The organism is Flavobacterium azizsancarii (genome assembly GCF_027980145.1).
Lineage (GTDB): Bacteria > Bacteroidota > Bacteroidia > Flavobacteriales > Flavobacteriaceae > Flavobacterium > Flavobacterium azizsancarii.
The window spans coordinates 75504-100916 of sequence record NZ_JAMZNK010000008.1 but is presented as its reverse complement, the minus strand read 5'-3'; the positions used below and the strand labels follow the sequence as shown (position 1 = coordinate 100916).

Sequence of the window (25413 nt, the reverse complement as noted above, 5' to 3'; positions counted from 1 at the left end):
AGTGGTTCTTTTTCGTTGAGATATTATTCGAAATAATTGAATCTACTAAATAAGTGATATATGGTTTTTGATTTATATGGAAATGAGGATTGCTTAGAAGTAAATAATTTTTATAAAAAGTTGTTTGCAGAAATGCCTGATTTACTTTTTCAGTTTGTTATTGATTGTGATAACAATTATACTTTTCCTTTAGTCGGTAAATCGGCTGACGAAATCTTTGAGCTTGCAGCTGATATGTTTTCAAATAATCCCAAGCTAATTATTTATGACAGGATTTTTCCTCAGGATCGCGATTTCTTTTTCCAGTCCCTTGTAAAAGCAAGAAAAGAAGTAAAGCCATGGGATATTGAATTTAGGGCAGTTTTGCCTAAGAAAGGATTGCGCTGGTTTAAAATTTCGTCTAAAACTGAATTGGCTCACGATGGTTGTGTTAGTTTTTATGGACACGTTTCTGATATTACGGAGCTAAAGGAAAAAGAAGAAAAACTTCGTATATCCGAAGAACGTTTTCAGTTTGCTCTTGAAGCCGGGACAGCAGGAATTTGGGATTGGGACATGGTTACCAATACTGTTTTTTACTCTTCATTATCATTAAAAATTTTAGAATTAGAATCAGCAGATATTTTTGATGATCCTGAACGCTGGGACAAGATTGTTCATCCTGATGATTTGCCAAAATATTACTCAGATATTCAGGAACATTTTGACAATAAGATTCCGTACTACGAAAATTATCATCGTGTAATGACTTCCAGTGGTAATTATAAATGGATTCTGGATCGCGGAAAAGTGATTAAAAGAGACGAAAATGGTAAACCATTACGGGTAATAGGTACACATACCGATATTTCTTTGCAAAAGGAAAAAGAATTAGAGCTTTTAAAAACGATGAAATTATATAGTGATCAAAATAGCCGACTGGTTAATTTTTCGCATATCGTTTCGCATAATCTAAATACTCAGGCAGGGAATATAAAGTCTATTTTAGATTTTATTGATGCAGATGTAGATAAACAAACTGTTAGCGAAATGTTGGAGCATTTACGAACAGTTTCTAATGATTTGAATGATACAATAGCTAATCTAACGCAGATTGTAAAAACGCAGAGTAATATTAATATAGCGGTTACTCCGTTAAAGCTCTCTGATTATATCGATAAAACAATCTCTACAATAAAAGGATTTGACAAACAGAAGAATGTAACGATTATAAATAATGTGCCGAAGTATTTGACTGTAAATTTTAATCCGGCGTATATGGAAAGTGTGCTGTTGAATTTTGCGACGAATGCCATAAAATACGCACATCCTGATCGTGATCCGGTTATTGTTTTTGATTTTGCCATTGAGCCGGAAGGTTATAAATCATTAAAAATTACAGATAATGGTTTGGGAATAGATTTGAGTGTTTACGGAGAGTTGTTATTCGGAATGTATAAAACGTTTCATAAACATCAGGAGGCCCGGGGAATTGGTTTGTATATTACCCGAAACCAAATTGAGGCCATGAAAGGAAGTATTTCTGTAGAAAGCGAGGTTGGAGTAGGGACGAGTTTTAAAATTGTCTTTAATGATCTTTAAAATTTATTTAAAGACATAGAAATACTGGTTTTAACGAAGAAAGCACAAAGGTTTTTCGCAGAGTTACCTAAGATTTAAGTTGTGTTTACGCAATCTAAGTTCGCAAAGCTTCGTGGTTTTAACGTAGCATATTTAAAAAAAATTGCAATCCCTGTGGTAATTTTTTTTCTCTCCACAGGTTTTTTATTTATAAAATATAGGCAACGTTGCCTTTGGTGCAAAACAATAAAGGCTATCCGGTTAGGATAGCCTTTGTTGTTTTTATATAATGTTGAGATTACTTAGCGATATTAACAGCTCTTGTTTCTCTAATTACTGTTACTTTAACCTGACCCGGGTAAGTCATTTCAGTTTGAATTTTTTGTGAAATTTCAAAAGATAAGTTTGCTGCATTATCATCAGAAACTTTTTCACTTTCTACAATTACACGAAGTTCTCTACCTGCCTGAATTGCGTATGCATTTTTTACACCGCTAAATCCGTAAGCTACTTCTTCAAGATCTTTCAAACGTTGAATGTATGAATCCAGAACCTGACGTCTTGCGCCTGGTCTTGCACCTGAAATAGCATCACAAACCTGAACGATAGGAGAAAGTAATGATTTCATCTCGATCTCGTCGTGGTGAGCTCCAATGGCATTGCAAACTTCTTCTTTTTCACCGTATTTCTCTGCCCATTGCATTCCTAATAATGCGTGAGGTAAATCACTTTCAGTATCCGGAACTTTACCAATATCATGAAGTAAACCTGCTCTTTTAGCCAGTTTTACGTTTAAGCCAAGTTCGGCAGCCATGATACCACAAAGTTTAGAAACTTCTCTGGAGTGTTGCAATAAGTTTTGTCCGTAAGATGAACGGTATTTCATTCTACCAACAACTTTAATCAATTCAGGGTGTAAACCGTGAATACCTAAGTCAATAACAGTACGTTTACCAACTTCGATAATTTCGTCATCAATTTGTTTGGCAGTTTTAGCAACAACCTCTTCAATTCTTGCCGGGTGAATACGTCCGTCAGTTACCAGTTTGTGCAATGCCAAACGGGCAATTTCTCTACGAACCGGATCAAAACAAGAAAGAATAATAGCTTCCGGTGTATCATCAACAATGATTTCTACTCCTGTTGCAGCTTCAAGAGCTCTAATATTACGACCTTCACGACCAATAATTCTACCTTTTACATCATCAGATTCAATGTTGAATACTGAAACGCAATTTTCAACTGCTTCTTCAGTTCCAACTCTCTGGATTGTATTAATGATGATTTTCTTAGCTTCTTGTTGTGCAGTAAGTTTAGCCTCTTCAATCGTATCCTGAATATGAGACATTGCTTTACTTTTAGCTTCGGCTTTTAAGCCTTCTACTAATTGTTCTTTTGCTTCTTCGGCAGAAAGTCCTGAGATTACTTCAAGTTGTTGTAATTGACTTTTATGTAATTTGTCAACTTCAGTTTGTTTTTTGTCTAAAACCTCGATTTTGTTGTTGTATTCTGCTGTTTTAGCTTCAAAATCATCGTTTACTTTTTTAGCTTTCGATAATTCATTTGAGATTTGAGATTCCTTATCGCGAACTCTTTTCTCCACTTCTGCTACTTTTTTATCTCTTGATAAAATAACTTGCTCGTGCTCAGATTTTAATTCGATAAATTTTTCTTTCGCCTGAAGGATTTTATCTTTTTTAATGTTCTCGGCTTCTAAATTAGCATCTTTTAAAATTGAAGAAGCCTCTTTTTTTGCGTTCTTGATTAGATTAGAAATATTGCTCTTTTCGATAATTTTAGCGATTGCAAAACCTGCTGCAATCCCTATAATACCTGAAATAATGATCGTTATTATGTCCATGTTTGTTAAAATTTATATATAAAAAAAGCCTACATTAATTGCTTGAATAAACTCGTAAAGACAAGTTTTGAGCTAACTCACTGTTCAAGTTTCCTTGCCGAAGCATGGCATACTATAGTAGCGAAGATTCACTCACTTTAATTTGTTAGTGTTGAGTTTACCAATTGTGAACTAATGTAGGCAGTATCTTAGTTTCTGTAAAGAACGTTTAATTTTCGAGATATTGATCTAATAGCGAATTTAATCTTTTAATTCTTTCAATGGTTTCTTCTCCATCGATTGCGTTATCAATTTGTTTTTGCTCTACTTGTGATGCAAATTGCAAGGCACACATAGCCAGAACATCTTGTTTGTCACGAACCGCGTAACTTTCTTCGAATTGCTTGATCATAGCATCAATTTTTTTAGAAGCACTTCTAAGTCCCTCTTCCTGACTTGGTTCAACCGTTAATGGATAAACTCTGTCTGCAATTGATATTTTAATTCTAAGCTTTCCGTCCATGTCTTTCTAGTCTGATAGTTGCGCTATACAGTAATCGATTTCGCGAATTAATGAATTTATTTTAAGCTTTGTCTCTCTCTTGTTATTGTCGCTGCCAAGTAATGAATTAGCGATTTTAAGGGTTTCATATTGCTTCTTCAAAGCCTCCATTTCTTCAGATTGTTTCTGGATAATTTGCGCAGCTTTGGTTAGTTCTAATTGTAAAACCTGATTGTTTTTCTCCAGGCCTTTTGATTTCTCAAAAAGCTTTTCAACTTTATATTCAAGAGTATCAATTATTTCTGCAATTACACTCATTGTAAATCCTATTCATTACTTAATCATACAAAGTTAGTATTCCTTTTTATTAATGCAATTTTTTATCGATTTTTTTACATTAAAAATAACCAAATAAATGAAATTCAATCAATTGTATTTTTGTAGCTTTATACTCGGATTTGGCTTCTTTATTTTTTATCTTAGCAAAAATGTTGCTTATGAAATTCTCACTACTCACCCTATTTTTTTGTCCGTTTATTTTTGCTCAAACCCAATATCCTAAAGATGATTTCCGCGCTCCGCTTGATATTCCTATGCAGCTTTCCGGTAATTTCGGGGAGTTGAGACCCAATCATTTTCACGCAGGTTTCGATTTGAAAACCAATCAAAGAGAAGGATTAAGTGTACATGCAATTGCGGATGGATACGTTTCGAGAATAAAAATTTCTACTTTCGGAAACGGAAAATGCATCTATATTACACACCCAAACGGATATACTTCGGTCTACGGACATTTGCAAACTGCCGTTGGTCCAATTCAGGATTATGTAAAAAAAACGCATTATAAAGAAAAAGCATATGAAATCGAAATGTTTCTGAAGCCAGGTGAATTGCCGGTTACAAAAGGACAAATAATTGGACTTTCCGGAAACACAGGTTCTTCTGAAGGACCGCATTTGCATTTTGAAATTCGCGATTCTAAAACAGAATTTGTTATTAATCCGATATTCTTCGGGTTTGATAAAAATATAAAAGACACGAAAAAACCTACTGTTTCAAGTGTTTATGTATATCCGTTAGATAATTCGACAGTCAATCAGTCTAAACTGCCTTTGCTGCTGAATCTCGCATTGCAAAAAGACGGAACCTATCTGGCAAGTAAAGTAAAAGCAAACGGAAAAATTGGTTTTGGAATCTCTGCGGTAGATTATGATAATGTTTCGTTTAATAAAAACGGGGTTTTTAATGTCTCTACTTTTTTTAACGGAAATCAAAATTATAATTATCAGTTCAATACCTATTCATTTGATGAGATGCGTTATGTAAATGCTCTGATTGATTATGCTAAATATAAAAAATCAGGTCAGCGCGTTCAGAAACTTTTTATGAAAACGCCTTTTGCATTAAGCATTATTAAAACGGATTCTCTTCGCGGAATTGTTCCGGTTAAACCAAATTTAGCTTCGACGTACAGAATTGAAGTTTCGGATTATTTCGGAAACCTAAGTTCTATTACAGTTCCTATTGAATATGATGCTGCAACGCCAATTGTAAAAGCAGAACCAATAACGTCAAAGTATTTTATTAAAGTCAATAAAGATTCTAATTTCGAAAAAGATAATATGTCAGTGTTCTTTCCTGCAGGAACTTTTTATGATGATTTTAATTTGAATTTTGATGTCAGAAATAATCGAATATATATTCACGACGATACTGTGCCGGTTCATTCTAATTTTACCATAACGATAAAAGATGATTCGTATCCTGAAGCATTGAGAGATAAGCTTTTTATTGGTAGAAATGGTTCTGGTTATAATGGCACAATTAGAAAAGGAGATGTTTTTACAGCCAAATCAAAAGTATTAGGGCAATTTGGACTTGTGCTCGATACGATTGCACCAACAATTAAAATTTTAAAGCCTATTGAGGATAAATGGATTAGTGACCAGAAAAAAATTGAGTTTGTTATTAATGATTCTTCTTCAGGGATTAAATCTTATAATGGTTATTTGAACGGAAAATGGATTTTGTTTGAATATGAAAATAAAACGAAAAAAATCACACATACTTTTGATGAGTCCTTACTTGCAGAAGGAGCCAACGATTTAAAAATTGAAGTCACTGATAATGTGGGCAATTCTGCTATCTTTGAAGCTCATTTTTTTAGAAGCCAACAAAAATAAAACCAAAGCGTTTGAACAGTAGCAGGATAATATTCGTTTTTCTTTTTTTATGCATTTCTTGTGTTTCATTTGCTCAAAACGCTTATGTTAAAGGTATTATTTTAAATAGTCAAAATCGTCCTGTGGCCGATGTTAATATTACATCACTGGGTAAAACAACACAATCAGATGCAAATGGTTTTTTTGAAGTCGATGTGCCTTCAAATAAAAAAACTTCTTTAGTTTTTACTCATATTTCATTAAAGATGATGAGTTTGACGGTAAATCTGGAATCTAACGAAGTTTTTATTTTTAATCCTGTAATGAGTAATTATGAGGAACAAATGGGAGAAGTTTTTGTGTCTTCCGGAAATAAAAAACGTGTTCAGGGAATTGCAACTATCGATGCGGCAACCATTAAGAAAATTCCGGGTGCCAATGCAGGAATAGAAAATATTCTGAAAACATTACCCGGTGTCAATTCAAATAATGAACTAAGCACGCAATATGCGGTTCGTGGTGGTAATTATGACGAAAATTTAGTTTATGTAAACGAAATCGAAGTCTATCGTCCGTTTTTAATTCGTTCCGGTCAGCAAGAAGGGTTGAGTTTTACCAATACGGATTTAGTTCAGAATGTTGATTTCTCGGCTGGAGGATTTCAGGCTAAATTTGGCGATAAGTTATCTTCTGTTTTAGATATTACCTATAGAAAACCTACTCAGTTTGGCGTTTCTTTAGAGGCTAGTTTACTTGGCGGAAGTGTTGCTGTCGATGCCGTTTCTAAAAATAAAAAATGGTCTGCCGTGACAGGTGTTCGTTATCGAAATAATAGTTTGCTGGTAAACAGTCAGGATACACAAACCAATTATACGCCCACTTTTGCAGATATTCAAACTAATATAAATTACGACATTTCGAATAAATGGCAAGTAAGTTTTTTAGGTAATATTGCTAAAAATGAATATTTATATCAGCCGTTAACACGTGAGACGAAGTTTGGAACGGTAGATAAGCCAATGGCGCTTGCTGTGTATTATGAAGGAAGGGAAAGAGATAAATACGACACTTATTTTGGTGCTTTCAAAACAACTTATAAAGTTTCGCCCACCTTTACCCTAAAGTTTATAGGTTCTTTATTTCATACGATAGAACAAGAGTATTTTGATATTCTGGCACAATATCGTTTAGGAAATGTAGGTAATGATCAAACAACTTCTGTCGATTTTACCCGAGCAATAGGCTCGCAATTGAATCATGCCCGAAACGATTTGGATGCCCTTATTGCAAATGCTGAGATTAAGGGTTTTAAAGAGTGGAAAAATGACAGCCAGTTAGAGTTTGGTTTAAAATATACCAGAGAATCTATTCGTGACAGAATTGTGGAATGGGAAATGATTGACTCGGCAGGGTTTTCTATAAATCCGCCAATTGTTATTTTACCAAAAAACAATCAGCCTTACGATCCTTATACAGGACCGCTTTTGCCTTATCAGGATGTTCGTGCTACAAACTTTAATACCATTAACAGGTTTTCAGGATATGCACAATATAATAAAAAATCAGCATTAGGATCCAATCAGGTTTGGTATAATATAGGAGCGCGTTTTCAGAGCTGGAATGTTTCTGGAGCTGCAGTTGAAGGAAAAAATCAAATCGTTTTTAGTCCGCGTGCTCAATTTGCAATAAAACCCGATTGGGATATGGATATGGTTTTCAGGCTTTCCGGCGGGTTGTATCATCAGCCCCCATTTTACAGGGAACTTCGTGATCCGGATGGAGTGGTAAATCCAAATGTAAAAGCGCAGGAATCGGTACATATTGTTCTGAGTAATGATTATAATTTCAAGATGTGGAATCGTCCCTTCAAATGGGTTACAGAATTGTATTATAAGTCACTTTCAGATGTCAATGTGTATTCGATCGATAATGTCAGAATTCGTTATATCGCCAATAATAATGCTACAGCTTATGCGCAAGGTCTTGATTTTAGGCTGAACGGAGAGTTTGTTCCGGGAACAGAATCCTGGATCAGCTTTGGTTATCTGAAAACCGAAGAAAATTATGCAGACAAAGGATATATCGCGAGACCAACAGATCAGCGTTTGAAATTTGCGATGTTGTTTCAAGATTATATGCCCAATATCCCGAGTGTCAAATTATACCTGAATTTGGTTTATAATACTGGTTTGCCTGGTGGAGCTCCGGCATATTCTGATCCATATCAGTATCAGGGTAGATTGAATGATTATCGTAGGGCAGATGTTGGTTTTGCAAAGGTTTTTGTTGATAATAGTACTAAAGTAGCAAAAGCAAAATGGCTAAAAAACTTCAAAGAATTATCTGTTGGGTTAGAGATTTTTAATCTTTTCAATAATCAAAATGCAATTACCAATACCTGGGTTCGTGATGTGTATTCTAAAAATCAATATGCAATTCCAAATTATATGACTTCAAGAGTTTTTAATGTAAAGCTGAATGCGAGATTATGATAAGTAAACGTGAGAAAAGAAAAAATATTTTTTACGTGCCGGGAATAATATCTTTGGTTTTTATTCCGTTGTTGTGTTTGTATTATTTTTATAGAATTGATGCTTTTAAGGTTTATCGTAGTATTGAATTATATGTTCCTGTTGGAAACGAGTTTGAAGATTATAGAATTCTTACTTTAAGAAAATATAAAGTATTTAATTTTGATGGAAGCCATTTAGAAAACAATAGGCTGAAAGAAATGAGGCTTTATTTAAGGAAATTAAAAATTGAGAAGGATACGATAAATGGAATTAAAATACATTTTGGTGTAAAATCTAATTATCAAACTTTTATTACCAGTCTTGATGTTTTAACTGAAGAAAATGCTCCTACATGGATTGCAAATAAAAATGATATTTATATTTTAGGAAGTAGCAACAATTATAAAAAAGTTCAAGATACTATTGAACATTATACAATGAATTGTGGTACTGGAGAGATTATGAGGCAACAGGCTTATTGGGAGCAAAAAGCGAAAAAAGAAGAAGAAATAATTAATTTTCAAGCCTCTTTTTTCAAACAAAAATGGGAATTACTTTTTATAGGCTATCTTGGACTTGTTCTTCTCAATATCTTTGCCCTAGTAAAATTCAATAAAACTAGATAATACAATCAAAAATACTATATTTGATATTATAATATAATTAGCATACATGAAAAATTCTTTAAAATATATAGCCTTAGCAATCGTCGGAACATTAGTGAGTTGTAAAGATGAAGTGCAGAAACCAAAAGTAATTTATGATGGTGCCAATAAAGTAAGTGTTGTAACCAAAACGGATTCAACGCAGATTGAAGTGGCAGATTTGCCTATTCAGATGACGGGAACGAATTATTTGATTCATCCTGTTGGGGATTTGCGTGTTTTTGAAAGAGGAACGAAATCCCGTTATGGATCTTCAAGCGTGAACGATGTAAGTTTTACTATTTCTAATTTAGGCGAATATGAAATTACGGGTTATTTGCAAAACCTGAAATTTCAAAAAGTAGATTCAGATTCTATTCGACCGTTAACTGATAAACCGGCTTTAATATTAACTGCTACTTATTTGAAATCAGTTGCAGAGAGAACGCAAAATCAGATTATGGTGTATACTTTGGCAGATGCAGATACCAATAAAGATGGTAAAATTGATAGCAGTGATATTAAAACGTTGTATTTGAGTAATATTAGTGGTGAAAATTTTACTAAGGTTTCAGAAGACTTTCAGGAGTTAATAGATTGGAGTTTAATTGAATCTAAAAACCGTTTGTACTTTAGAACAATTGAAGATACGAACCAAAACGGACAGTTTGATAAAAATGATGTTGTACATTATAACTACATTGATTTAGCTGCTAAAAAATGGGAAGTTAAAAGTTATAAGCCGATATAAATTTTAGATTGAAAAATTAGAATCTCAATCTTAACGATATAAAAAAGACCATTTAAAAATCACTTTTTAAATAGTCTTTTTTTTTGTTTAATCACGATCGATAGAAAAGAGCCGTCAGGCTCGATCCATATTGTAGGGCTGGACTTTAGTCCAGTTTAGAATAACGAATAACGAATAATCAAAAAACAACAAATAGCAGTCTAAATCAAAATATCGCTCTCAAGATCTGATTTTTCGATTTCAAAACCAAATCCTAAACGTTCCACCAATTCAATAACGAGTTTTTTGTACCAGTTTTCAGATTTTGGATGAATGTAAATCTTTTCAATTAATTGTCTAAGGTCAACATTGATTTTCAAGCCGTCATTTAGTTTTATGGTACTTTTAGAAGTATCCGTAATAATGCGGACTTCACGCTCGTATTGAAAGCTTTTTCGTTTGAATAGAAACGGGAAGAACGAATCATCAAACGGGATGTATTCTTTTTTATAGTCGATATAATTGACCTCGCCAATATACTGATCAAAGTTATTCTCCGGATTCAGTGCTTTCTGTAATCTTCCAATAGTAGACTGAATGGCTAATCCTTCGCTGTTTTGTGTAAAAATCTGCCACATGGCAAACGATTCATATTCGTTAATATGCCAGCTGCTTATAGCGACTTTTTCCCGATGTGTTTTGTAATAGTTTAAAAAGTCTGGATTTTCATTGGCCAGTTTCTTGATCTCTTCATAAGTGGGTTCGCTAAAAGTGCCTTCGTACTGATCTTCGAATTTATCAGAACGGGACATGAATAATTTCTTAGACAATAATAAATCCAGGAATTTAGATAAGTCTAAGTATTTCCAAACAATGGTATCAGGATCATCGGGAAGCTTTATATTCTGATTGTTGAGATACATTTTTTTTGTTTTAGATTTATTTTTTAAAAAAAATAGCCACAGATTATACAGATTAAAATGATTTATTTCGTTAAAAAAAGAATCTGTGTTAATCTGTGTAATCTGTGGCTAAAAGATGTTTTTCTTTTATTTACGATTCAAAAGACTGCATGGTTACCAGTTTGTTATAGGTTCCGTTTTGTGCGATTAATTCGTCGTGTGTTCCTTGTTCAACGATTTTTCCTTTTTGCATTACGACTATTTTGTCAGCCTTCTGAATGGTAGACAGTCGGTGCGCAATCACAATCGAAGTTCTGTTTTGCATCATATTCTCTAATGCAACCTGAACAAATTTTTCACTTTCAGTATCCAATGCAGAAGTAGCTTCGTCCAAAATCATAATTGGAGGATTTTTCAATACAGCACGGGCAATCGATAAACGTTGTTTTTGTCCGCCTGAAAGCTTGTTTCCGCTATCACCAATATTAGTATAGATTCCTAAAGGCAAATCTTTAACGAATTCAAAAGCATTTGCAATTTTTAGGGCTTCAATAATTTCGTCATCTGTAGCATCTAATTTTCCTAACGAAATATTTGCTTTTATAGTATCATTAAACAAGATGCTGTCCTGAGTTACTAATCCCATCAAACTGCGAAGCGATTGTAAATTCATGTCTTTGATGTTGATTCCGTCAATAGAAATTGTTCCGTCATTTACATCGTAGAAACGCGTCAATAAGTTGGCAATGGTACTTTTTCCACTTCCGGATTGCCCAACAAGTGCCACAGTTTGTCCTTTTTTAATAATAAGAGAAAAGTCTTTTAAAACCGTTTCGTCTTCATATTTAAAGTTTACATTCTGAATATTGATAGAATCATCAAAAGTAGTTTTTTCGATTGCATTTGGTTTAGAAACGATAGTGTTTTCCTGCTCAAGAACTTCAAGTACACGTTCTGCTGCCGCATTTCCTCTTTTAACTCCGTAAGAAGCTTTAGAGATTGCTTTTGCAGGCGTTAAGATGTTATAAGCCAATCCCATGTAAGCGATAAAGGAAGGGCCGCTTAGTGTCTTGTCAATCAAAACCATTTGTCCTCCATACCATAATAAAATAGCGATAACAGTAATTCCCATAAATTCACTTGCAGGAGAAGCTAAGTTCTGGCGATTGCCTATAGAATTTGATAAATTGAAAAAACGCTCTGTTGAATTTTGAAAAACGGTATTGAAATAGTTTTCAGAATTGTATCCTTTTACCACTTTTAATCCGCCAATAGTTTCTTCGATAGTAGATAGAAAAGCACCTTGTTCTTCTTGTGCTTTTGTTGATTGTTTTTTAAGCTGTTTTCCAATTAATGAAATAATGTAGCCTGAAATCGGAATAAAAATAAAAACAAATAACGTTAGTTTGGTGCTAATGATTAGCATTGTAGTTATTGTGAAAAGTATCGTTAATGGTTCTTTTACAATAAGCTCTAATATTGCTAAAAATGAGTTTTGAACCTCGTTGACATCCGCGGAAATTCTTGAGATAACATCTCCTTTTCTTTTCTCCGAATAAAATGCCAAAGGCAGTTCAAGTGTTTTTTTGTACATAGCATTTCGCATGTCTTTTAAAACCCCATTTCGTAAAAAAGTAATAAAAAACATAGCCAGATAATCTGCTAAATTTTTCAATAAGAAGATAGAGATTATAATGGCTACCATTATGGCTAAAATATAACCAGGATCGTGATCGCCTTTTGTTGTAGTGATGTAATAGCTTAGATATTCTTCTCCGTATTTCTGGAGTTTGAAAATTCCCTCATATATTGGTTTTGCTTTTCTCTCTTTTGCTTGGTCAAACAATACCTGAAGCATTGGTATTAAAGCGACAAACGAAAGTGTACTAAAAAGCGCATACAAAATATTAAAAAAGATATTTAAGAACGCGTATTTTTTATACGGATATATAAAAGGAACTATTTTTTTGAAATTACTCATTTATTATGGATGTTATTTTCTGCTATGGCAATGGCTCTTTCGAGTTTTTCCAGCAATAATTTTTTTTCTGGTAATTGAGTTAAGTAAGCTGATACTTTGATTTGTTCATCGTTATCAAGCATTAGATAATTTATTTGTTCTGGAGATTTTTCACTGCACAAAATTAATCCAATTGGTTTGTTTTCTCCTTCTTTTTGCTCGTTTTTCTCTAACCAACGCAAATAAAGCTCCATTTGACCTTTGTATCCGGCTTTAAATTTTCCTAGTTTTAAGTCAATGGCAACCAATCGGCGCAGGCCGCGATGGTAAAAAAGCAAGTCGATGTAGAAATCTTCATCGTCAATAGTGATCCTTTTTTGGCGGGCAAGAAAAGCAAATTCACTGCCCATTTCAGTAATGAAATTTTGTAATTGGGCTAAAATTGAACTTTCTAAATCCTTCTCAGAATAACTATCGTGTAATCCTAAAAAATCCAGGAAGTAAGGATCGCGAAAGGTTAAATCAGGACTTATTTGTTTTTCGTTTTTTAATAACGCTAAGTCATTGAGTATTGTGTCTTCTGGTTTTTTGCTGATCGCAGTTCTTTCAAAAAGCATACTGTCAATACGTTCCTGCAAGGTTCGTACACTCCAGCGTTCGTGAGCGCTCATCTGAATATAAAATTCACGCTTTATATCATTTTCAATTCCTAGTATCGAATATAAATGAGACCAGCTCAATTGTGCAGACACTGTCTGCACAATTGTAAAGTCTTGAAAAACAGTATTTAGTTTTATGAAACTATGTATGTTTCTTTTACTAAAGCCGGTTCCGTATCTTTTTGATAGTTCTGAGCTCAGGATTTGAATTGTTTTCTTTCCGTAATCGGCCCGATCATTTTTTAGAATCTCTTCATTAATCGTTTTTCCAATCTTCCAATATAATAAAGTCAATTCCTGATTAACCGTTTTGGCAACAAAATGACGAGTCTGATCTATTAATCCAATGATTGAATTTAATAGTTCGGGCTGATCATTCGTTTCCGGTTTGTCACTCATTATTTTTTATTTCAAATGCATTCCTGCAATGATATTTTGTATTTTTTCGTCTAAGAAACTTTCGGCAGCATCAAAATTAGTAACTGAATCTAATTCTGCATTAACACTAATGTAGAATTTAATTTTAGGTTCAGTTCCGCTTGGTCTTGCACAAATTTTAGAACCATCTTCAGTATAATAAATCAATACGTTAGATTTTGGGATATCCATTGTAGTTTCTTCGCCGGTCAATAAATTCAAAGCAATAGAAGATTGATAATCTTCTACCATAATTACTCTTTGTCCGCTGATTTCTTTCAAAGGATTTTCACGTAAATCAATCATCATCTGAGTGATTTCCTGTAAGCCTTCGATTCCTTTTTTAGTTAGCGAAACCAGGTATTCTTTATAAAAACCATTTTCAACATAAAGTTGTAAAAGTTCTTTATAAACACTGCTTCCTGCTGCTTTTGCCTGAGCCGCAACTTCGCAGATCAATAAAGTAGCTGCAACAGCATCTTTATCTCTCACGGCATCGCCAACCATAAAGCCAAAGCTTTCTTCACCACCGCCAATAAATTCAAGTTCCGGGAAGTCCTTGATCATTTTAGCGATCCATTTAAAACCGGTTAAACCTACTTTGCATTCAACACCGTAACTAGTTGCCAGTTCCATCATCATTGGAGTCGAAACGATTGTAGAACCTACGAATTGTTTTCCGTTAATTTTACCCGCTTTTTTCCATTGTTTCAATAAAAAAGAAGTCATTAAAATCATGGTTTGATTTCCGTTAAGCAAAATCATTTTCCCATCATTATTTCTAACGGCAACACCTAAACGATCACAATCAGGATCAGTTCCAACAACAATATCTGAATTAGTTTTGTCTGCCAAAGCCAAAGCCATAGTCAAAGCTTCCGGTTCCTCGGGATTTGGAGATTTTACTGTTGGGAAATCCCCGTTTGGTTCAGCTTGTTCCGGAACAATATGCACATTAGTGTAGCCTGCCTGAGATAAAGTATCAGGAATAGATTTTATAGAAGTTCCGTGAAGCGAAGTAAAAACAACCTGTAAGTTGTCTTTGGCAGCAGCCGGAGTATTAAAACTTGCGTTTTCGATAGATGATTTTATAAATGCTTTGTCAATTTCAGTATCAATATATTCAATCAGCTTTTCGTTAGCATTGAATTTGATTTTATCGTAATTTAAATTTTCGATTACATTGATAATTGCAGCATCTTCAGGAGGAACAATTTGTCCGCCATCTTCCCAGTATACTTTGTAACCGTTATATTCCGGAGGATTGTGCGATGCCGTAAGAACAATTCCGCATTGACAGCCTAAATATTTAAGCGCAAAAGACAATTCAGGAGTAGGGCGTAAGTCAGAAAACAAATAAACATGAATTCCGTTTGCAGAGAAAACATCTGCTACAACCTTCGCTAAAGTATTACTGTTATGACGACAATCGTAAGCAATAACTACTTTTAAAGGTTGATTTGGAAAAACCTGATGCAAATAATCAGATAATCCCTGAGTATTTTTCCCAAGTGTATATTTGTTAATTCTGTTGTTTCCAACACCCATAACACCACGCATTCCGCCAGTTCCAAATTCCAGGTTTTTATAAAAACTTTCCTCAAGTTCCTTTGGCGATGTGGTCATTAATTCCTTAACCGCAGCTTGTGTATCGTTGTCAAATGTAGGAGTCAACCATTCGTTTACAGCATTCAAAATATTAGGTGCTATATTCATCATTCGTATATTTTTATATTTAAAATAATAATAATTTTCAGGAGCTATTTCCTGCTGTCATTCCAATCTTTTTTATCCAACGCGGAGGATAAAAAAGGATTTTCCCTTCCATCAGGGCTAGGGCTTCACGTTAAAAATTAACTTCTCGTGCTACTTTATAACGTGCTTCGTTGTTTTTAGTTCTCAAAATAATTTCTCCCAGAAAACCTGCAAGGAATAATTGAGTTCCTAAAATCATAGTTGTCAAAGCAATAAAAAACCAAGGGTTACTGGTGATTAAACTGTATTTCATTCCGTTATACATATGGTATAATTTCGAAATTCCAACATAACCTGCCAATAAAAATCCAATGATGAACATTACAGATCCCATTGCACCAAACAAGTGCATTGGTCTTTTTCCGAATCGCGATAAAAACCAAATCGTAATCAAATCCAGGAAACCGTTTATAAAACGCTCCATTCCAAATTTGGTTTCACCATATTTTCGAGCCTGGTGAATAACTACTTTTTCGCCAATTTTATTAAAACCGGCATTTTTTGCCAAAACAGGAATGTATCGGTGCATTTCGCCCGAAACTTCAATGTTTTTTACAACCGTATTTTTGTAAGCTTTTAATCCACAGTTAAAATCGTTCAACTCAACTCCGGAAGTTTTTCTGGCTGCCCAGTTAAAAAGTTTAGACGGAAGGTTTTTTGCTACAACAGAGTCGTAACGTTTCTTTTTCCAGCCTGAAACTAAATCAAATTTTTCTTTGGTAATCATTTCGTATAATCCCGGAATTTCGTCCGGACTATCCTGCAAATCGGCATCCATTGTAATAATAACATCACCTTGTGCTTTTGCAAAACCAGCATGTAAAGCCTGTGATTTTCCAAAGTTCTTCATGAAACGAATACCCTTTACATTTGGGTTTTCGTTAGAAAAACTCTCGATAATATTCCAGGAATCATCTGTACTTCCATCATCTACAAAAATGATTTCATAAGAGTAATTGTTAGATTGCATCACTTTAATAATCCAGGAATAGAGTTCTTTTAGTGATTCCTCCTCATTTAGAAGCGGTATAAGTATAGATAAATTCATTTAATTTTTTATAAACTTTGAGGATTGTTATTCTTAATAATTGCCCCTATAAGAGATGAATACAATAATCCGAAGAAAGAGTACATAACAAGTGTTACAGGGAAAACAATAAACGGGTTCATGAATTTTTTTATCATTTCGACTCCCATCTCCATTTCTTTGGCCGTCATTTCAGGATTTTTAGCCAGCATTCCTTCTTTCGAAATGTCAATCATTTCGTTGATGAACTCTGGGAAAATGAAATTAAATATAACGCTGAACGCTGCATAGACAAAAGCAGCAACAAACGTGATCGAAATTCCAATTTTTAAGCACTCACTAAAAGAAATGAATCCGTTGTTTACGTTTTTCTTATAATTAGTACAACCTATATATATAAACAGGATTGGTAAAATAAGATAGTTCGCAATGTTTACAATTGAGCCGGCACTAGAATTTACCAGTGATTTCATACCAATTATATACATAACCACGAATTCTAAAACCATGATAACACCAAACAAAACACCATATATAATTGATGATTTAGCAGGAGAAGTATTTTTTTTCATAAAACGATGATTTATTAATCCACAAATATAGCAATTCCCAATATAATGAGAGAGAAAAAAAGCTTTTTGAATTTTACTAAAAAAAGTGTACTAAATGTTTGTTTATTAAAAAAGAATTGTAAATTTGCACACTCAAAAATAATTAAATTTTTAAACAAAAAAAGAGTATCCTTTGTTTACACCTTTTTCTAACCACGAAAAAGCTTCAAAATAAAAATGCTCTAAACAATAAATAAAAGAAAAGATGAAAAAAGGAATTCACCCAGAAAATTACAGATTAGTTGCATTTAAAGACATGTCAAATGACGAAATTTTTATCACTAAATCTACTGCAGATACAAGAGAAACAATTGAAGTTGATGGAGTTGAGTATCCAGTTGTAAAAATGGAGATTTCTAGAACATCTCACCCTTTTTATACTGGTAAATCTAAACTTATCGATACTGCAGGACGTATTGATAAATTTAAAACTAAATATGCAAAACACGCTAAATAATAAAAGCTGTTTTTACTTATATAAAGCCTTCCAATCGGAAGGCTTTTTTTATGGAATTGTAAAATTTAATCGCAAATTGCGCAAAGATTTTTATCTGGTATTATATTTAGAAAACACAAAGTTCGCAAGCTAAATCTATATAAAGCTTTGCGAACTTTACTTTTTTGCAAAAACGTAATAATATAAACTTTGCGCACTTTTTGGTTAAATGATTATCAATATAAAAAATAGGTTTAAAAAAAATGCAATTATTTTCTTATTTTGAATAAGAGTACTTTTAATAGAACAAAAAAAATATTTGTAACTTTGATCGCGATAACCAAATCAAGATTTTAACAAGTTTCCAAATTTAATATTTATGAATTACATTCTTTTTGACGGTCCCGTCCGGAATGCTTTGTTACCTTTTACCTTTACAAGACCTGTTGCTGATATATTAATCGGAATAATGACAATTCGCCAGAAATGGGAGGCGCGTTTAGGTTCGACTATTACCACTATTACCGAAGATTATCTGGCAGAGAAATTTCCAATGGTAGAATTAGAAGAAAACATAATGATCAATGCAGCGTATTTACCAAATGATACTCTTGCAGAAATGGTTTCTGATCTTACAGCCAATCAGGCAATTTTTAAAGGCGATGATGTAATTGCTTTTTTTACAACAGAAAATCAGGAAGAAGTTGATTTTGATACGTACGAAATTATTCAGTACAACGAAAATGTTTTAACTGTAGAACATACGTGGGATATCTTTTCTAAAAATGATGCTGCGATTCGGGAGGATTTTATTTATTTGACCGAAGACAGAAAATCACAGCCAATCCCGAAAAGCGTAAATGTTATCGCTCCCGAAAATGTATTTATTGAAGAAGGTGCAAAATTAGAGTTTGTAACCCTAAATGCATCCAACGGTCCTATATATATAGGAAAGAATAGCGAAATCATGGAAGGAACCGTAATTCGCGGTCCTTTTGCTTTGTGCGAAAATGCACAGGTAAAACTCAATGCTAAAGTTTACGGAGCAACAACAGTTGGTCCGGGATCAAGAATTGGCGGAGAAGTTAAAAATTCAGTTCTGTTCGCCAATTCAAATAAAGGGCATGACGGATTCTTAGGGGATTCGGTTTTGGGCGAATGGTGCAATATTGGAGCAGATACCAATAATTCGAACCTGAAAAACAACTACGAAGAAGTGAAGTTATGGAGTTATGAAACCGAAGGTTTTGCTAAAACAGGACTTCAGTTTTGTGGTTTAATGATGGGTGATCATAGTAAATGCGGAATTAATACGATGTTCAATACCGGAACTGTAGTAGGAGTGAGCGCTAATATTTTTGGAAGTGGTTTTCCCCGCAATTTTGTCCCTAGTTTTTCCTGGGGAGGAGCAGCAGGTTTTACAACTTATGTAACCAAAAAAGCTTTTGAAACTGCAAAATTAGTTATGGGACGAAGAAATATAGATTTCGACGAAACGGAATCAGCAATTCTGGAACACATTTTTGAGGAAACTAAAAAGTGGAGAAAAGACTAAAAAAACAAACCCCTCAATTTCTAATAATTGAGGGGTTTTGTTTTTAATATGGTTATTTATCAATTCTAATAAAATTTCCCTGAAGATCAAAAACGAGTTCTATATTGTTAGAAAGTTCTACTTCAATAGAGGTTTTCTCATTATCGATTGATGTTACAAATTGATTGGGATAATTAGCCGTTAGATAGTTTTGTATCTTTTCAGAAATCAGATCTGCGGGAATCGGCTGGTTGTTTCCGTCAATGTCTATCCAGTTTCCATTTGCATCAAAATCAATTTCGAAATTATTGCTAAGTTTTACCTCATAAACAGATCCGTCGCTCTCTGGGATATTGTGTTTTTTTACGGTCAAATAAGTGATACCGGGAAAGTAAGTGGTGACAAATGCACTTGCTGATTTTGGTAAATCTGCAGCGCTGATTACAGAGTCATGATTGCCGTCCTCGCCACTATCGCAAGCTGTGGCCAAAAATAGAAGTGATACAGCAGTAACAAGAGTTAAGATTATTTTTTTCATGATTGTATTATTTAAGTTATATGCTATTTATCGATTTTGGTAAAATCTCCTTTTAGATTAAATTTTAATTCTAAATCGTTGGTTAGTTTCGTTTCATAACCAAAAGTTCCTATTTCTATTTTGGTTATTTTTTCTTTGGGAAAATTGGTTTTTACATAAGAAGCGATTTTTTTAGGGATAATGGATGCGGGAATTTTAGCGCCTTTTGCATCTACTTCTTTCCAGTTTCCTTTTTTATCAAATTCGATTTCAAGTTTATTGTCAAATTGAACTTTGTATTCTGTAGAAAGAATTTCTTTGTCTTGCAATACATAACTTGGTTTCTTCGACCCAAAGTGAGTTTTCAGGAAGGTTTGTGCGTTTGCGGGCAAAGCTTCTTTTTTAATTACAGTTTTTTGCGCATTTGCAGAAAGTCCAAATATTAATCCTGCAATTAGACATATAGTCAACTTTAATTTCGTTCTCATATTTTGCTGATTTTTAAATTCTTATACAAGATAAGGCTAAATTTTTAAAAAATGTAAGAATATAGGTGTAAATTAAAAATCAGAAGATGTCCGTAGTCTAAAATAGTATTGCCTAATAGTCTAATTAATCTATCTTTGCGCTTTCAAAAAAATACTTGCCCGGAAATGTAAAATCTGAGCAGTCTAAAATCTAAAAATCTAAATGATTACAGTTAACGATATTTCGGTTCAGTTTGGTGGAACTACATTATTTAGCGATGTTTCTTTTGCTATAAATGAAAATGATAAAATTGCCCTTATGGGTAAAAATGGTGCGGGAAAATCGACACTTTTAAAAATAATTGCAGGACAAAGCAAACCTTCAACCGGAAGTATCTCTGCTCCAAAAGATGCAGTTGTAGCTTATTTGCCTCAGCATTTGTTAACTAAAGATGGTTCGACTGTAATGGAAGAGGCATCAAAGGCATTTGGTGAAATTTTTCAAATGAAAGCTGAAATAGATGAGATCAATGAGCAATTGACTGTTCGTACAGATTATGAAAGCGATGCTTATATGAAATTAATCGAAAGAGTTTCTGACTTAAGCGAGAAATTTTATGCTATTGAAGAAGTAAATTACGAAGCCGAAGTTGAGAAGATTTTAGTTGGTTTAGGTTTTGAACGTGAAGATTTTACACGTCAGACTTCTGAGTTTTCAGGAGGATGGAGAATGCGTATCGAATTGGCGAAAATTCTTTTGCGTAAACCTGATTTAATTTTATTAGATGAGCCAACCAATCACATGGATATTGAAAGTATCCAGTGGTTAGAGGATTTTTTGATTAATTCAGCAAAAGCAGTTGTGGTAATTTCGCACGATAGAGCATTTGTAGACAACATTACAAATCGTACTATCGAGGTTACAATGGGAAGAATCTACGATTATAAAGCAAAATATTCTCACTATTTAGAGTTAAGAAAAGACCGTCGTGTACACCAGCAAAAAGCATATGATGAGCAACAAAGAATGATTGCAGATAACAGAACGTTTATTGATAGGTTCAAAGGAACTTTTTCTAAAACAGATGCAGTCCAGTCCCGCGTTAAGATGCTTGAGAAATTAGTGATCGTACAAGTTGATGAAGTAGATAACTCAGCATTGAAACTTAAATTCCCACCGGCAGCACGTTCAGGTCAATATCCTGTAGTGGTAAAAGAACTTTCTAAATCATATGGCGATCATGTAGTTTTTAAAGATGCTAATATTGTTATAGAAAGAGGAGAAAAAGTGGCTTTTGTAGGTAAAAATGGTGAAGGAAAATCAACCATGATCAAAGCGATCATGAAAGAGATTGGTATCGATGAAGGAAGTGTTGAAATAGGGCACAATTCTCAAATTGGATATTTTGCCCAAAACCAGGCTTCTTTATTAGATGAAAATGCTACAATTTTTGAAACTATTGATGCAATTGCAGTTGGAGATGTCCGTACACAAATAAAAAATATTCTTGGAGCTTTTATGTTTCAGGGCGATGATATTACCAAGAAAGTAAAAGTACTTTCCGGTGGTGAAAAAACGCGTTTGGCAATGATAAAATTATTGTTGGAACCGGTTAACTTATTAATTCTCGATGAGCCTTCAAATCACCTTGATATGAAGACTAAAGATATTATTAAAGATGCATTGCGTGACTTTGACGGAACTTTAATCCTGGTTTCTCACGATCGTGATTTCCTTGACGGATTAGCGACTAAAGTTTTTGAGTTTGGAAACAAACGTGTTAAGGAACATTTTGAAGATGTAGCAGGTTTCCTTGCGCATAAAAAAATGGATTCTATGAGAGAGATCGAGAAGTAATCTAGTTAAAATGTAATAATAAAGAGGGCGTTAGTTAATTCTAACGCCTTTTTTTTGCTTAAAATAAAAATAAAGTGATTAAAGAGTAAATGTTTAAAACATGATATAAATCAGATTAACAACTGAATAGTTGCGATAACTTTAATATAGCAAAAAAGCTTTTTTGTAGCTTAAAATGCATTAAAAATAAAACTAATCTAAAGTTTATCATGAATGTTTTAAATAATTTTTTTTTAAAGAGATTTATATTTGTAATCTTTTTATTCCTTTTTTTTTTTAAATGGACAAACTTCCGAGTCCAATATTCAAAATGAAGTAAAATATCCCCAATTTAAAGTTCAGGGACTTTTCAGGCGCGATATCTAAGTGGTTTTACAAATGGAATAGATGCTACAACAGGACTTCAGCATCCGGATGGTAATGCGGTAAAATTTACCCGCCTGAACTGAAGAAAACGGGTGATGCGCCAAAAATTGCGGCAGAGAAATTAAAAGAAATGGGAGCAATCTCTAAAAACGAATGGCTCATGCTTATTACTTTTGTTATTCTACTATTTCTTTGGATGACCGGAGATCTGTTTTCTATCGATGCTACAACTACAGCATTCATAGGTTTTGTAGTGTTATTGCTGACTTCTGTTTTAACTTGGGAAGATGTAAAAGCCGAAAAAGGAGCATGGGACACTATTGTATGGTTTGCGGTTTTAGTAATGATGGCAAGCTCTCTGGATAAGCTGGGATTTATTGGTTGGTTTAGTGAAATTGTAAAAGGGCAGATGAATGGTATGAGTTGGCAATTGGCATTTATAATAATCATAGCAGTCTATTTCTTTAGTCATTACATTTTTGCAAGTGCAACAGCTCACGTTGCAGCTATGTACGCGGCATTGCTTGCTGTTGGAATATCATTGGGAGTTTCTGGATTGTTTTTGGCATTTATGTTAGGATTTGTAGGCTCTCTTTATGGAACATTAACCCATTACGGTCACGGACCAGCACCTGTATTTTTTGGTAGTGGTTATGTGTATTTAAAAAGCTGGTGGGTCAAAGGGTTGATAACAGGACTTGCAATGTTGGCAATTTATATGGTAATTGGTGGTTTATGGTTGAATTTTTTGGGATATTTGAATTAATAATTCATTATATAAATTCAAAAAGCACAAGAAAAATCTTGTGCTTTTTATTATTTTTAACGGAATGTTTTATGCTTCTTTCAGAGCCTTTTTCTTCTTGAAATATAAAGCGATATATGCTGCAATAGAACAAACCGCACCTATAATTATCATATTCCAAATGGGTGTAGTAGTTTGAGAAAAATTTCCGTTCTCGATAATCAGAATCCTAAATGCTTTGAGGAAATGAGTTAACGGAATTACATTTGCAATTGCCTGAACTGCTTGTGGCATCTGGCTTAATGGCCAGGTAAAACCACTTAAGATAAAACTTGGAGTTGCAATAACCATCAAAATTTCAGTAGCTTTCAATTGACTTGGAACCAGAATGCTCACCAGTATACCAATAAAAGAAACTGAGAGTACAAATATTCCGGCAATAAAGGTAAGTGGAAGTAAGTTTTCGTAAAACGGAATCCTGAACCATAAAGTAAAAAGCCAATATATCAGCCAAATACCAAAACTCATGATCATGTAAGGAATGATTTTTACCGCGAGAAGTTTTAAAATTGAAGGGCATCTTTTGACTAATTCTTTAAAAGTTCCGTTTTCAAATTCCGATGCAAAAGAAAGTGCCAGTCCTAATAATAGTACTTGTTGCAGAACCGTTGCTAAAACGCCCGGCCATAAAAAGTACATATAATTAGTGCTTCGGTTGTATTTTTTTATGAAAGTAGTTTTAAAAGGTTCGTATTGTGAGGCGAGCAAATTTTCGGGGACGCCTTGTTTTCTTAAAGTCTCAATTTGAACACCTGCTTTTAATGTTCCAAGACAGACCTGTATTGCAGTTGATGCATAATTGGCAGTTAAAACATTGGATGTATTTACTATAGTAGTAATTTCAGGATATCTTTTTGTAAGTGTCAATTTCTCAAAACCTTTAGGAATAATGACAACACAGGTAGCTTCTTTCTCGATAGCAATCTGCGAAAGATTATTCTGGTCGTATAGAATTGAAGAAATATGAAGAACTTCATTGTCTTCAAACATCTGAATTGCTTTTGAGCTTAATTCAGATCTGTCCTGATCCACAATAATTATGGATAAATCAGTTACCTTGCCTTTTCCATAAACATATCCTAGTAATACGCCATAGAGTATTGGTGCGCCAATAAATAGCAGTCGGAGTACTTTATTGCTCCAAAATAGTTTGAATTCCCGTTTAAGCAATGAAAAGAAATTTTGCATAGTTAAAGAGATAAGGTAACAGTTGTTTTTGTAATAAGATCTTTTGTCTGGTCGTCATTCGCAGGCATTATCTTTATTTCGAATAAACTTTCCTGCATTTCATAGTCTGGATATGCAGTTGCAATATTTCCATAAGCCCCCAGTTGTTTTACGGTAGAGATAGTTCCTTTAATGTCTTCTTTTTTATAAGGAACATGAACGGTAACTTCTTGCCCTTTTTTGAATTTTGCCAGTTGATTTTCAGGAATTGTAAAACGGAAATAAGTACTATTGGCAATATAGCCATTAAACAAGGTATAGCCGGGTAAAGCCAGTTCGCCGAGATTAAGCGTAATAGTTTCAATACTCATGTCCTGCGGGGCAATAATATAACGTTCCTTGTCGGCAGTTTCTACTTCCTGCAAAGCTCCAAGAGCCCTGTCTTGTTGTCCCAAAGCCATAGTTTGCTGTTCGATACGAGCACCTTTTTTTGCATCATCCAGTTCAGCAATAACCGCATTATATTGCGCTTGTGCTCCTTGGTATTTAGCAAAAGTCTCGTCATAAGTTTGTTGCGATATTAAAGAATCTTTAAGCATGTTATTCAATCGTCTGATCGATTTTTGAGCAAATTCATATTGTTCCTTCAATCCCATTTTTTTAGCCTCAAGCTGTTTGATTTGATTTTCGGTTGCGCCTTTTACAGCCATTTTGTATTGCGCTTTTGCAGAGATAACGGCACCTTCGGCCTGACTTTTTTTAGCATCTACTTCCGGAATATCAAGCAGCGCCAGCGTGTCTCCTTTTTGCACTATGTCACCTTCTTTAACAAAGATTTTTAAAATCTTGCCAGGGATTTTACTGACAACTGCAATTTGTTCCTTTTCTGTTTTTCCCTGAATTACATTTTCTTTTTTAGCTTTTTGGCAGCTTATAAAAATGAAAATTAAACTGATTATCATAATTGCTTTTTTCATAGAA

At 33.8% G+C, this 25413-nt stretch carries 21 protein-coding genes and 1 pseudogene; 9 read left to right on the top strand and 13 right to left on the bottom strand.

Annotated features, from left to right (window positions below; all coding sequences use genetic code 11):
* Nucleotides 1-60 precede the first annotated feature (60 nt).
* Nucleotides 61-1581: a PAS domain-containing sensor histidine kinase gene (locus NJT12_RS07325; RefSeq protein WP_271335230.1), complete on the top strand. Its 1521-nt coding sequence runs from the start codon at nt 61-63 to the stop codon at nt 1579-1581.
* Nucleotides 1582-1858: 277 nt separating this feature from the next.
* On the opposite strand, the gene rny is transcribed toward NJT12_RS07325, so the two are convergent.
* The 3 genes from rny to NJT12_RS07310 form a co-directional block, all read right to left on the bottom strand.
* The gene (gene rny / locus NJT12_RS07320; protein ID WP_271335229.1) at nt 1859-3421 is read right to left on the bottom strand and encodes a ribonuclease Y; all 1563 of its coding nucleotides are present in this window, start codon (nt 3419-3421) and stop codon (nt 1859-1861) included.
* Between the two features lie 208 nt (nt 3422-3629).
* A complete protein-coding gene (locus NJT12_RS07315) occupies nt 3630-3923 on the bottom strand; it encodes a cell division protein ZapA (RefSeq protein WP_056246511.1) in 294 nt (97 codons plus the stop codon).
* 6 nt (nt 3924-3929) lie between these two features.
* On the bottom strand, nt 3930-4220 hold the full coding sequence (locus NJT12_RS07310) for a hypothetical protein (protein ID WP_271335228.1): 291 nt from the start codon (nt 4218-4220) through the stop codon (nt 3930-3932).
* A 179-nt stretch (nt 4221-4399) separates the two neighbouring features.
* On the opposite strand from NJT12_RS07310, the gene NJT12_RS07305 reads away from it, so the two are divergent.
* From NJT12_RS07305 to NJT12_RS07290, 4 genes are read left to right on the top strand one after another with little or no spacing between them, the layout of a single operon-like run.
* Nucleotides 4400-6085, top strand: a complete 1686-nt coding sequence (locus NJT12_RS07305; protein ID WP_271335227.1) for a M23 family metallopeptidase — start codon at nt 4400-4402, stop codon at nt 6083-6085.
* Between the two features lie 11 nt (nt 6086-6096).
* Nucleotides 6097-8556, top strand: a complete 2460-nt coding sequence (locus NJT12_RS07300; protein WP_271335226.1) for a TonB-dependent receptor — start codon at nt 6097-6099, stop codon at nt 8554-8556.
* On the top strand, nt 8553-9203 hold the full coding sequence (locus NJT12_RS07295) for a hypothetical protein (RefSeq protein ID WP_271335225.1): 651 nt from the start codon (nt 8553-8555) through the stop codon (nt 9201-9203). The genes NJT12_RS07300 and NJT12_RS07295 overlap by 4 nt, the downstream gene beginning before the upstream one ends.
* 46 nt (nt 9204-9249) lie before the next feature.
* A complete protein-coding gene (locus NJT12_RS07290) occupies nt 9250-9972 on the top strand; it encodes a hypothetical protein (protein ID WP_271335224.1) in 723 nt (240 codons plus the stop codon).
* 200 nt (nt 9973-10172) lie between these two features.
* Here NJT12_RS07290 and NJT12_RS07285 read toward each other — a convergent pair whose 3' ends face one another.
* The 6 genes from NJT12_RS07285 to NJT12_RS07260 all read right to left on the bottom strand — a co-directional run bounded on the left by NJT12_RS07285 (nt 10173) and on the right by NJT12_RS07260 (nt 17243).
* On the bottom strand, nt 10173-10874 hold the full coding sequence (locus NJT12_RS07285) for a hypothetical protein (RefSeq protein WP_271335223.1): 702 nt from the start codon (nt 10872-10874) through the stop codon (nt 10173-10175).
* A 130-nt stretch (nt 10875-11004) separates the two neighbouring features.
* Nucleotides 11005-12834 (bottom strand): ABC transporter ATP-binding protein, encoded by a 1830-nt coding sequence (locus NJT12_RS07280; RefSeq protein ID WP_271335222.1) that lies wholly within the window; start codon nt 12832-12834, stop codon nt 11005-11007.
* Nucleotides 12831-13871, bottom strand: coding sequence for a PDDEXK nuclease domain-containing protein (locus NJT12_RS07275; protein ID WP_271335221.1), 1041 nt, complete (start codon nt 13869-13871; stop codon nt 12831-12833). Before NJT12_RS07275 ends, NJT12_RS07280 begins: the two co-directional genes overlap by 4 nt.
* Before the next feature lie 6 nt (nt 13872-13877).
* A complete protein-coding gene (locus NJT12_RS07270; RefSeq protein ID WP_271335282.1) occupies nt 13878-15605 on the bottom strand; it encodes a phospho-sugar mutase in 1728 nt (575 codons plus the stop codon).
* Nucleotides 15606-15735: 130 nt separating this feature from the next.
* Entirely contained in the window at nt 15736-16692 is a 957-nt protein-coding gene (locus NJT12_RS07265; protein WP_271335220.1) for a glycosyltransferase family 2 protein, read from the bottom strand.
* A gap of 8 nt (nt 16693-16700) precedes the next feature.
* Nucleotides 16701-17243, bottom strand: a complete 543-nt coding sequence (locus NJT12_RS07260; protein ID WP_271335219.1) for a DUF4199 domain-containing protein — start codon at nt 17241-17243, stop codon at nt 16701-16703.
* Nucleotides 17244-17487: 244 nt separating this feature from the next.
* Between NJT12_RS07260 and NJT12_RS07255 the strand changes: the two genes are divergently transcribed.
* Nucleotides 17488-17739, top strand: coding sequence for a type B 50S ribosomal protein L31 (locus NJT12_RS07255; protein WP_213301759.1), 252 nt, complete (start codon nt 17488-17490; stop codon nt 17737-17739).
* Between the two features lie 358 nt (nt 17740-18097).
* Nucleotides 18098-19273 carry a GlmU family protein gene (locus NJT12_RS07250; RefSeq protein ID WP_271335218.1) on the top strand — a complete coding sequence of 392 codons (1176 nt, stop codon included), beginning with the start codon at nt 18098-18100 and terminating at the stop codon, nt 19271-19273.
* 52 nt (nt 19274-19325) lie between these two features.
* Here the strand turns inward: NJT12_RS07250 and NJT12_RS07245 are convergent, their stop codons facing one another.
* Nucleotides 19326-19790: a PepSY-like domain-containing protein gene (locus NJT12_RS07245; protein WP_271335217.1), complete on the bottom strand. Its 465-nt coding sequence runs from the start codon at nt 19788-19790 to the stop codon at nt 19326-19328.
* Between the two features lie 23 nt (nt 19791-19813).
* On the bottom strand, nt 19814-20257 hold the full coding sequence (locus tag NJT12_RS07240) for a PepSY-like domain-containing protein (protein WP_271335216.1): 444 nt from the start codon (nt 20255-20257) through the stop codon (nt 19814-19816).
* A gap of 202 nt (nt 20258-20459) precedes the next feature.
* Between NJT12_RS07240 and NJT12_RS07235 the strand changes: the two genes are divergently transcribed.
* Together NJT12_RS07235 and NJT12_RS07230 are read left to right on the top strand one after the other, a co-directional pair.
* On the top strand, nt 20460-22094 hold the full coding sequence (locus NJT12_RS07235) for an ABC-F family ATP-binding cassette domain-containing protein (protein WP_271335215.1): 1635 nt from the start codon (nt 20460-20462) through the stop codon (nt 22092-22094).
* Nucleotides 22095-22521: 427 nt separating this feature from the next.
* A pseudogene (locus NJT12_RS07230) lies at nt 22522-23226 on the top strand (anion permease); the annotation flags it as partial.
* Between the two features lie 69 nt (nt 23227-23295).
* Here NJT12_RS07230 and NJT12_RS07225 read toward each other — a convergent pair.
* Together NJT12_RS07225 and NJT12_RS07220 are read right to left on the bottom strand one after the other, a co-directional pair.
* A complete protein-coding gene (locus NJT12_RS07225) occupies nt 23296-24453 on the bottom strand; it encodes an ABC transporter permease (RefSeq protein ID WP_271335214.1) in 1158 nt (385 codons plus the stop codon).
* Nucleotides 24454-24455: 2 nt separating this feature from the next.
* Nucleotides 24456-25409, bottom strand: coding sequence for an HlyD family secretion protein (locus NJT12_RS07220; protein ID WP_271335213.1), 954 nt, complete (start codon nt 25407-25409; stop codon nt 24456-24458).
* Nucleotides 25410-25413: the final 4 nt, after the last annotated feature.

Excerpts from the sequence above, each read along its gene's own strand:
- NJT12_RS07305 (WP_271335227.1), top strand. The coding sequence starts at position 4,400 with ATGAAATTCTCACTACTCACCCTATTTTTTTGTCCGTTTATTTTTGCT.
- NJT12_RS07290 (WP_271335224.1), top strand. The coding sequence starts at position 9,250 with ATGAAAAATTCTTTAAAATATATAGCCTTAGCAATCGTCGGAACATTA.
- NJT12_RS07225 (WP_271335214.1), bottom strand. The coding sequence starts at position 24,453 with ATGCAAAATTTCTTTTCATTGCTTAAACGGGAATTCAAACTATTTTGG.
- NJT12_RS07275 (WP_271335221.1), bottom strand. The coding sequence starts at position 13,871 with ATGAGTGACAAACCGGAAACGAATGATCAGCCCGAACTATTAAATTCA.
- NJT12_RS07235 (WP_271335215.1), top strand. The coding sequence starts at position 20,460 with ATGATTACAGTTAACGATATTTCGGTTCAGTTTGGTGGAACTACATTA.
- NJT12_RS07325 (WP_271335230.1), top strand. The coding sequence starts at position 61 with ATGGTTTTTGATTTATATGGAAATGAGGATTGCTTAGAAGTAAATAAT.
- NJT12_RS07315 (WP_056246511.1), bottom strand. The coding sequence starts at position 3,923 with ATGGACGGAAAGCTTAGAATTAAAATATCAATTGCAGACAGAGTTTAT.
- NJT12_RS07285 (WP_271335223.1), bottom strand. The coding sequence starts at position 10,874 with ATGTATCTCAACAATCAGAATATAAAGCTTCCCGATGATCCTGATACC.
- rny (WP_271335229.1), bottom strand. The coding sequence starts at position 3,421 with ATGGACATAATAACGATCATTATTTCAGGTATTATAGGGATTGCAGCA.
- NJT12_RS07280 (WP_271335222.1), bottom strand. The coding sequence starts at position 12,834 with ATGAGTAATTTCAAAAAAATAGTTCCTTTTATATATCCGTATAAAAAA.
- NJT12_RS07245 (WP_271335217.1), bottom strand. The coding sequence starts at position 19,790 with ATGAAAAAAATAATCTTAACTCTTGTTACTGCTGTATCACTTCTATTT.
- NJT12_RS07295 (WP_271335225.1), top strand. The coding sequence starts at position 8,553 with ATGATAAGTAAACGTGAGAAAAGAAAAAATATTTTTTACGTGCCGGGA.
- NJT12_RS07255 (WP_213301759.1), top strand. The coding sequence starts at position 17,488 with ATGAAAAAAGGAATTCACCCAGAAAATTACAGATTAGTTGCATTTAAA.
- NJT12_RS07240 (WP_271335216.1), bottom strand. The coding sequence starts at position 20,257 with ATGAGAACGAAATTAAAGTTGACTATATGTCTAATTGCAGGATTAATA.
- NJT12_RS07220 (WP_271335213.1), bottom strand. The coding sequence starts at position 25,409 with ATGAAAAAAGCAATTATGATAATCAGTTTAATTTTCATTTTTATAAGC.
- NJT12_RS07265 (WP_271335220.1), bottom strand. The coding sequence starts at position 16,692 with ATGAATTTATCTATACTTATACCGCTTCTAAATGAGGAGGAATCACTA.
- NJT12_RS07270 (WP_271335282.1), bottom strand. The coding sequence starts at position 15,605 with ATGAATATAGCACCTAATATTTTGAATGCTGTAAACGAATGGTTGACT.
- NJT12_RS07250 (WP_271335218.1), top strand. The coding sequence starts at position 18,098 with ATGAATTACATTCTTTTTGACGGTCCCGTCCGGAATGCTTTGTTACCT.
- NJT12_RS07310 (WP_271335228.1), bottom strand. The coding sequence starts at position 4,220 with ATGAGTGTAATTGCAGAAATAATTGATACTCTTGAATATAAAGTTGAA.
- NJT12_RS07260 (WP_271335219.1), bottom strand. The coding sequence starts at position 17,243 with ATGAAAAAAAATACTTCTCCTGCTAAATCATCAATTATATATGGTGTT.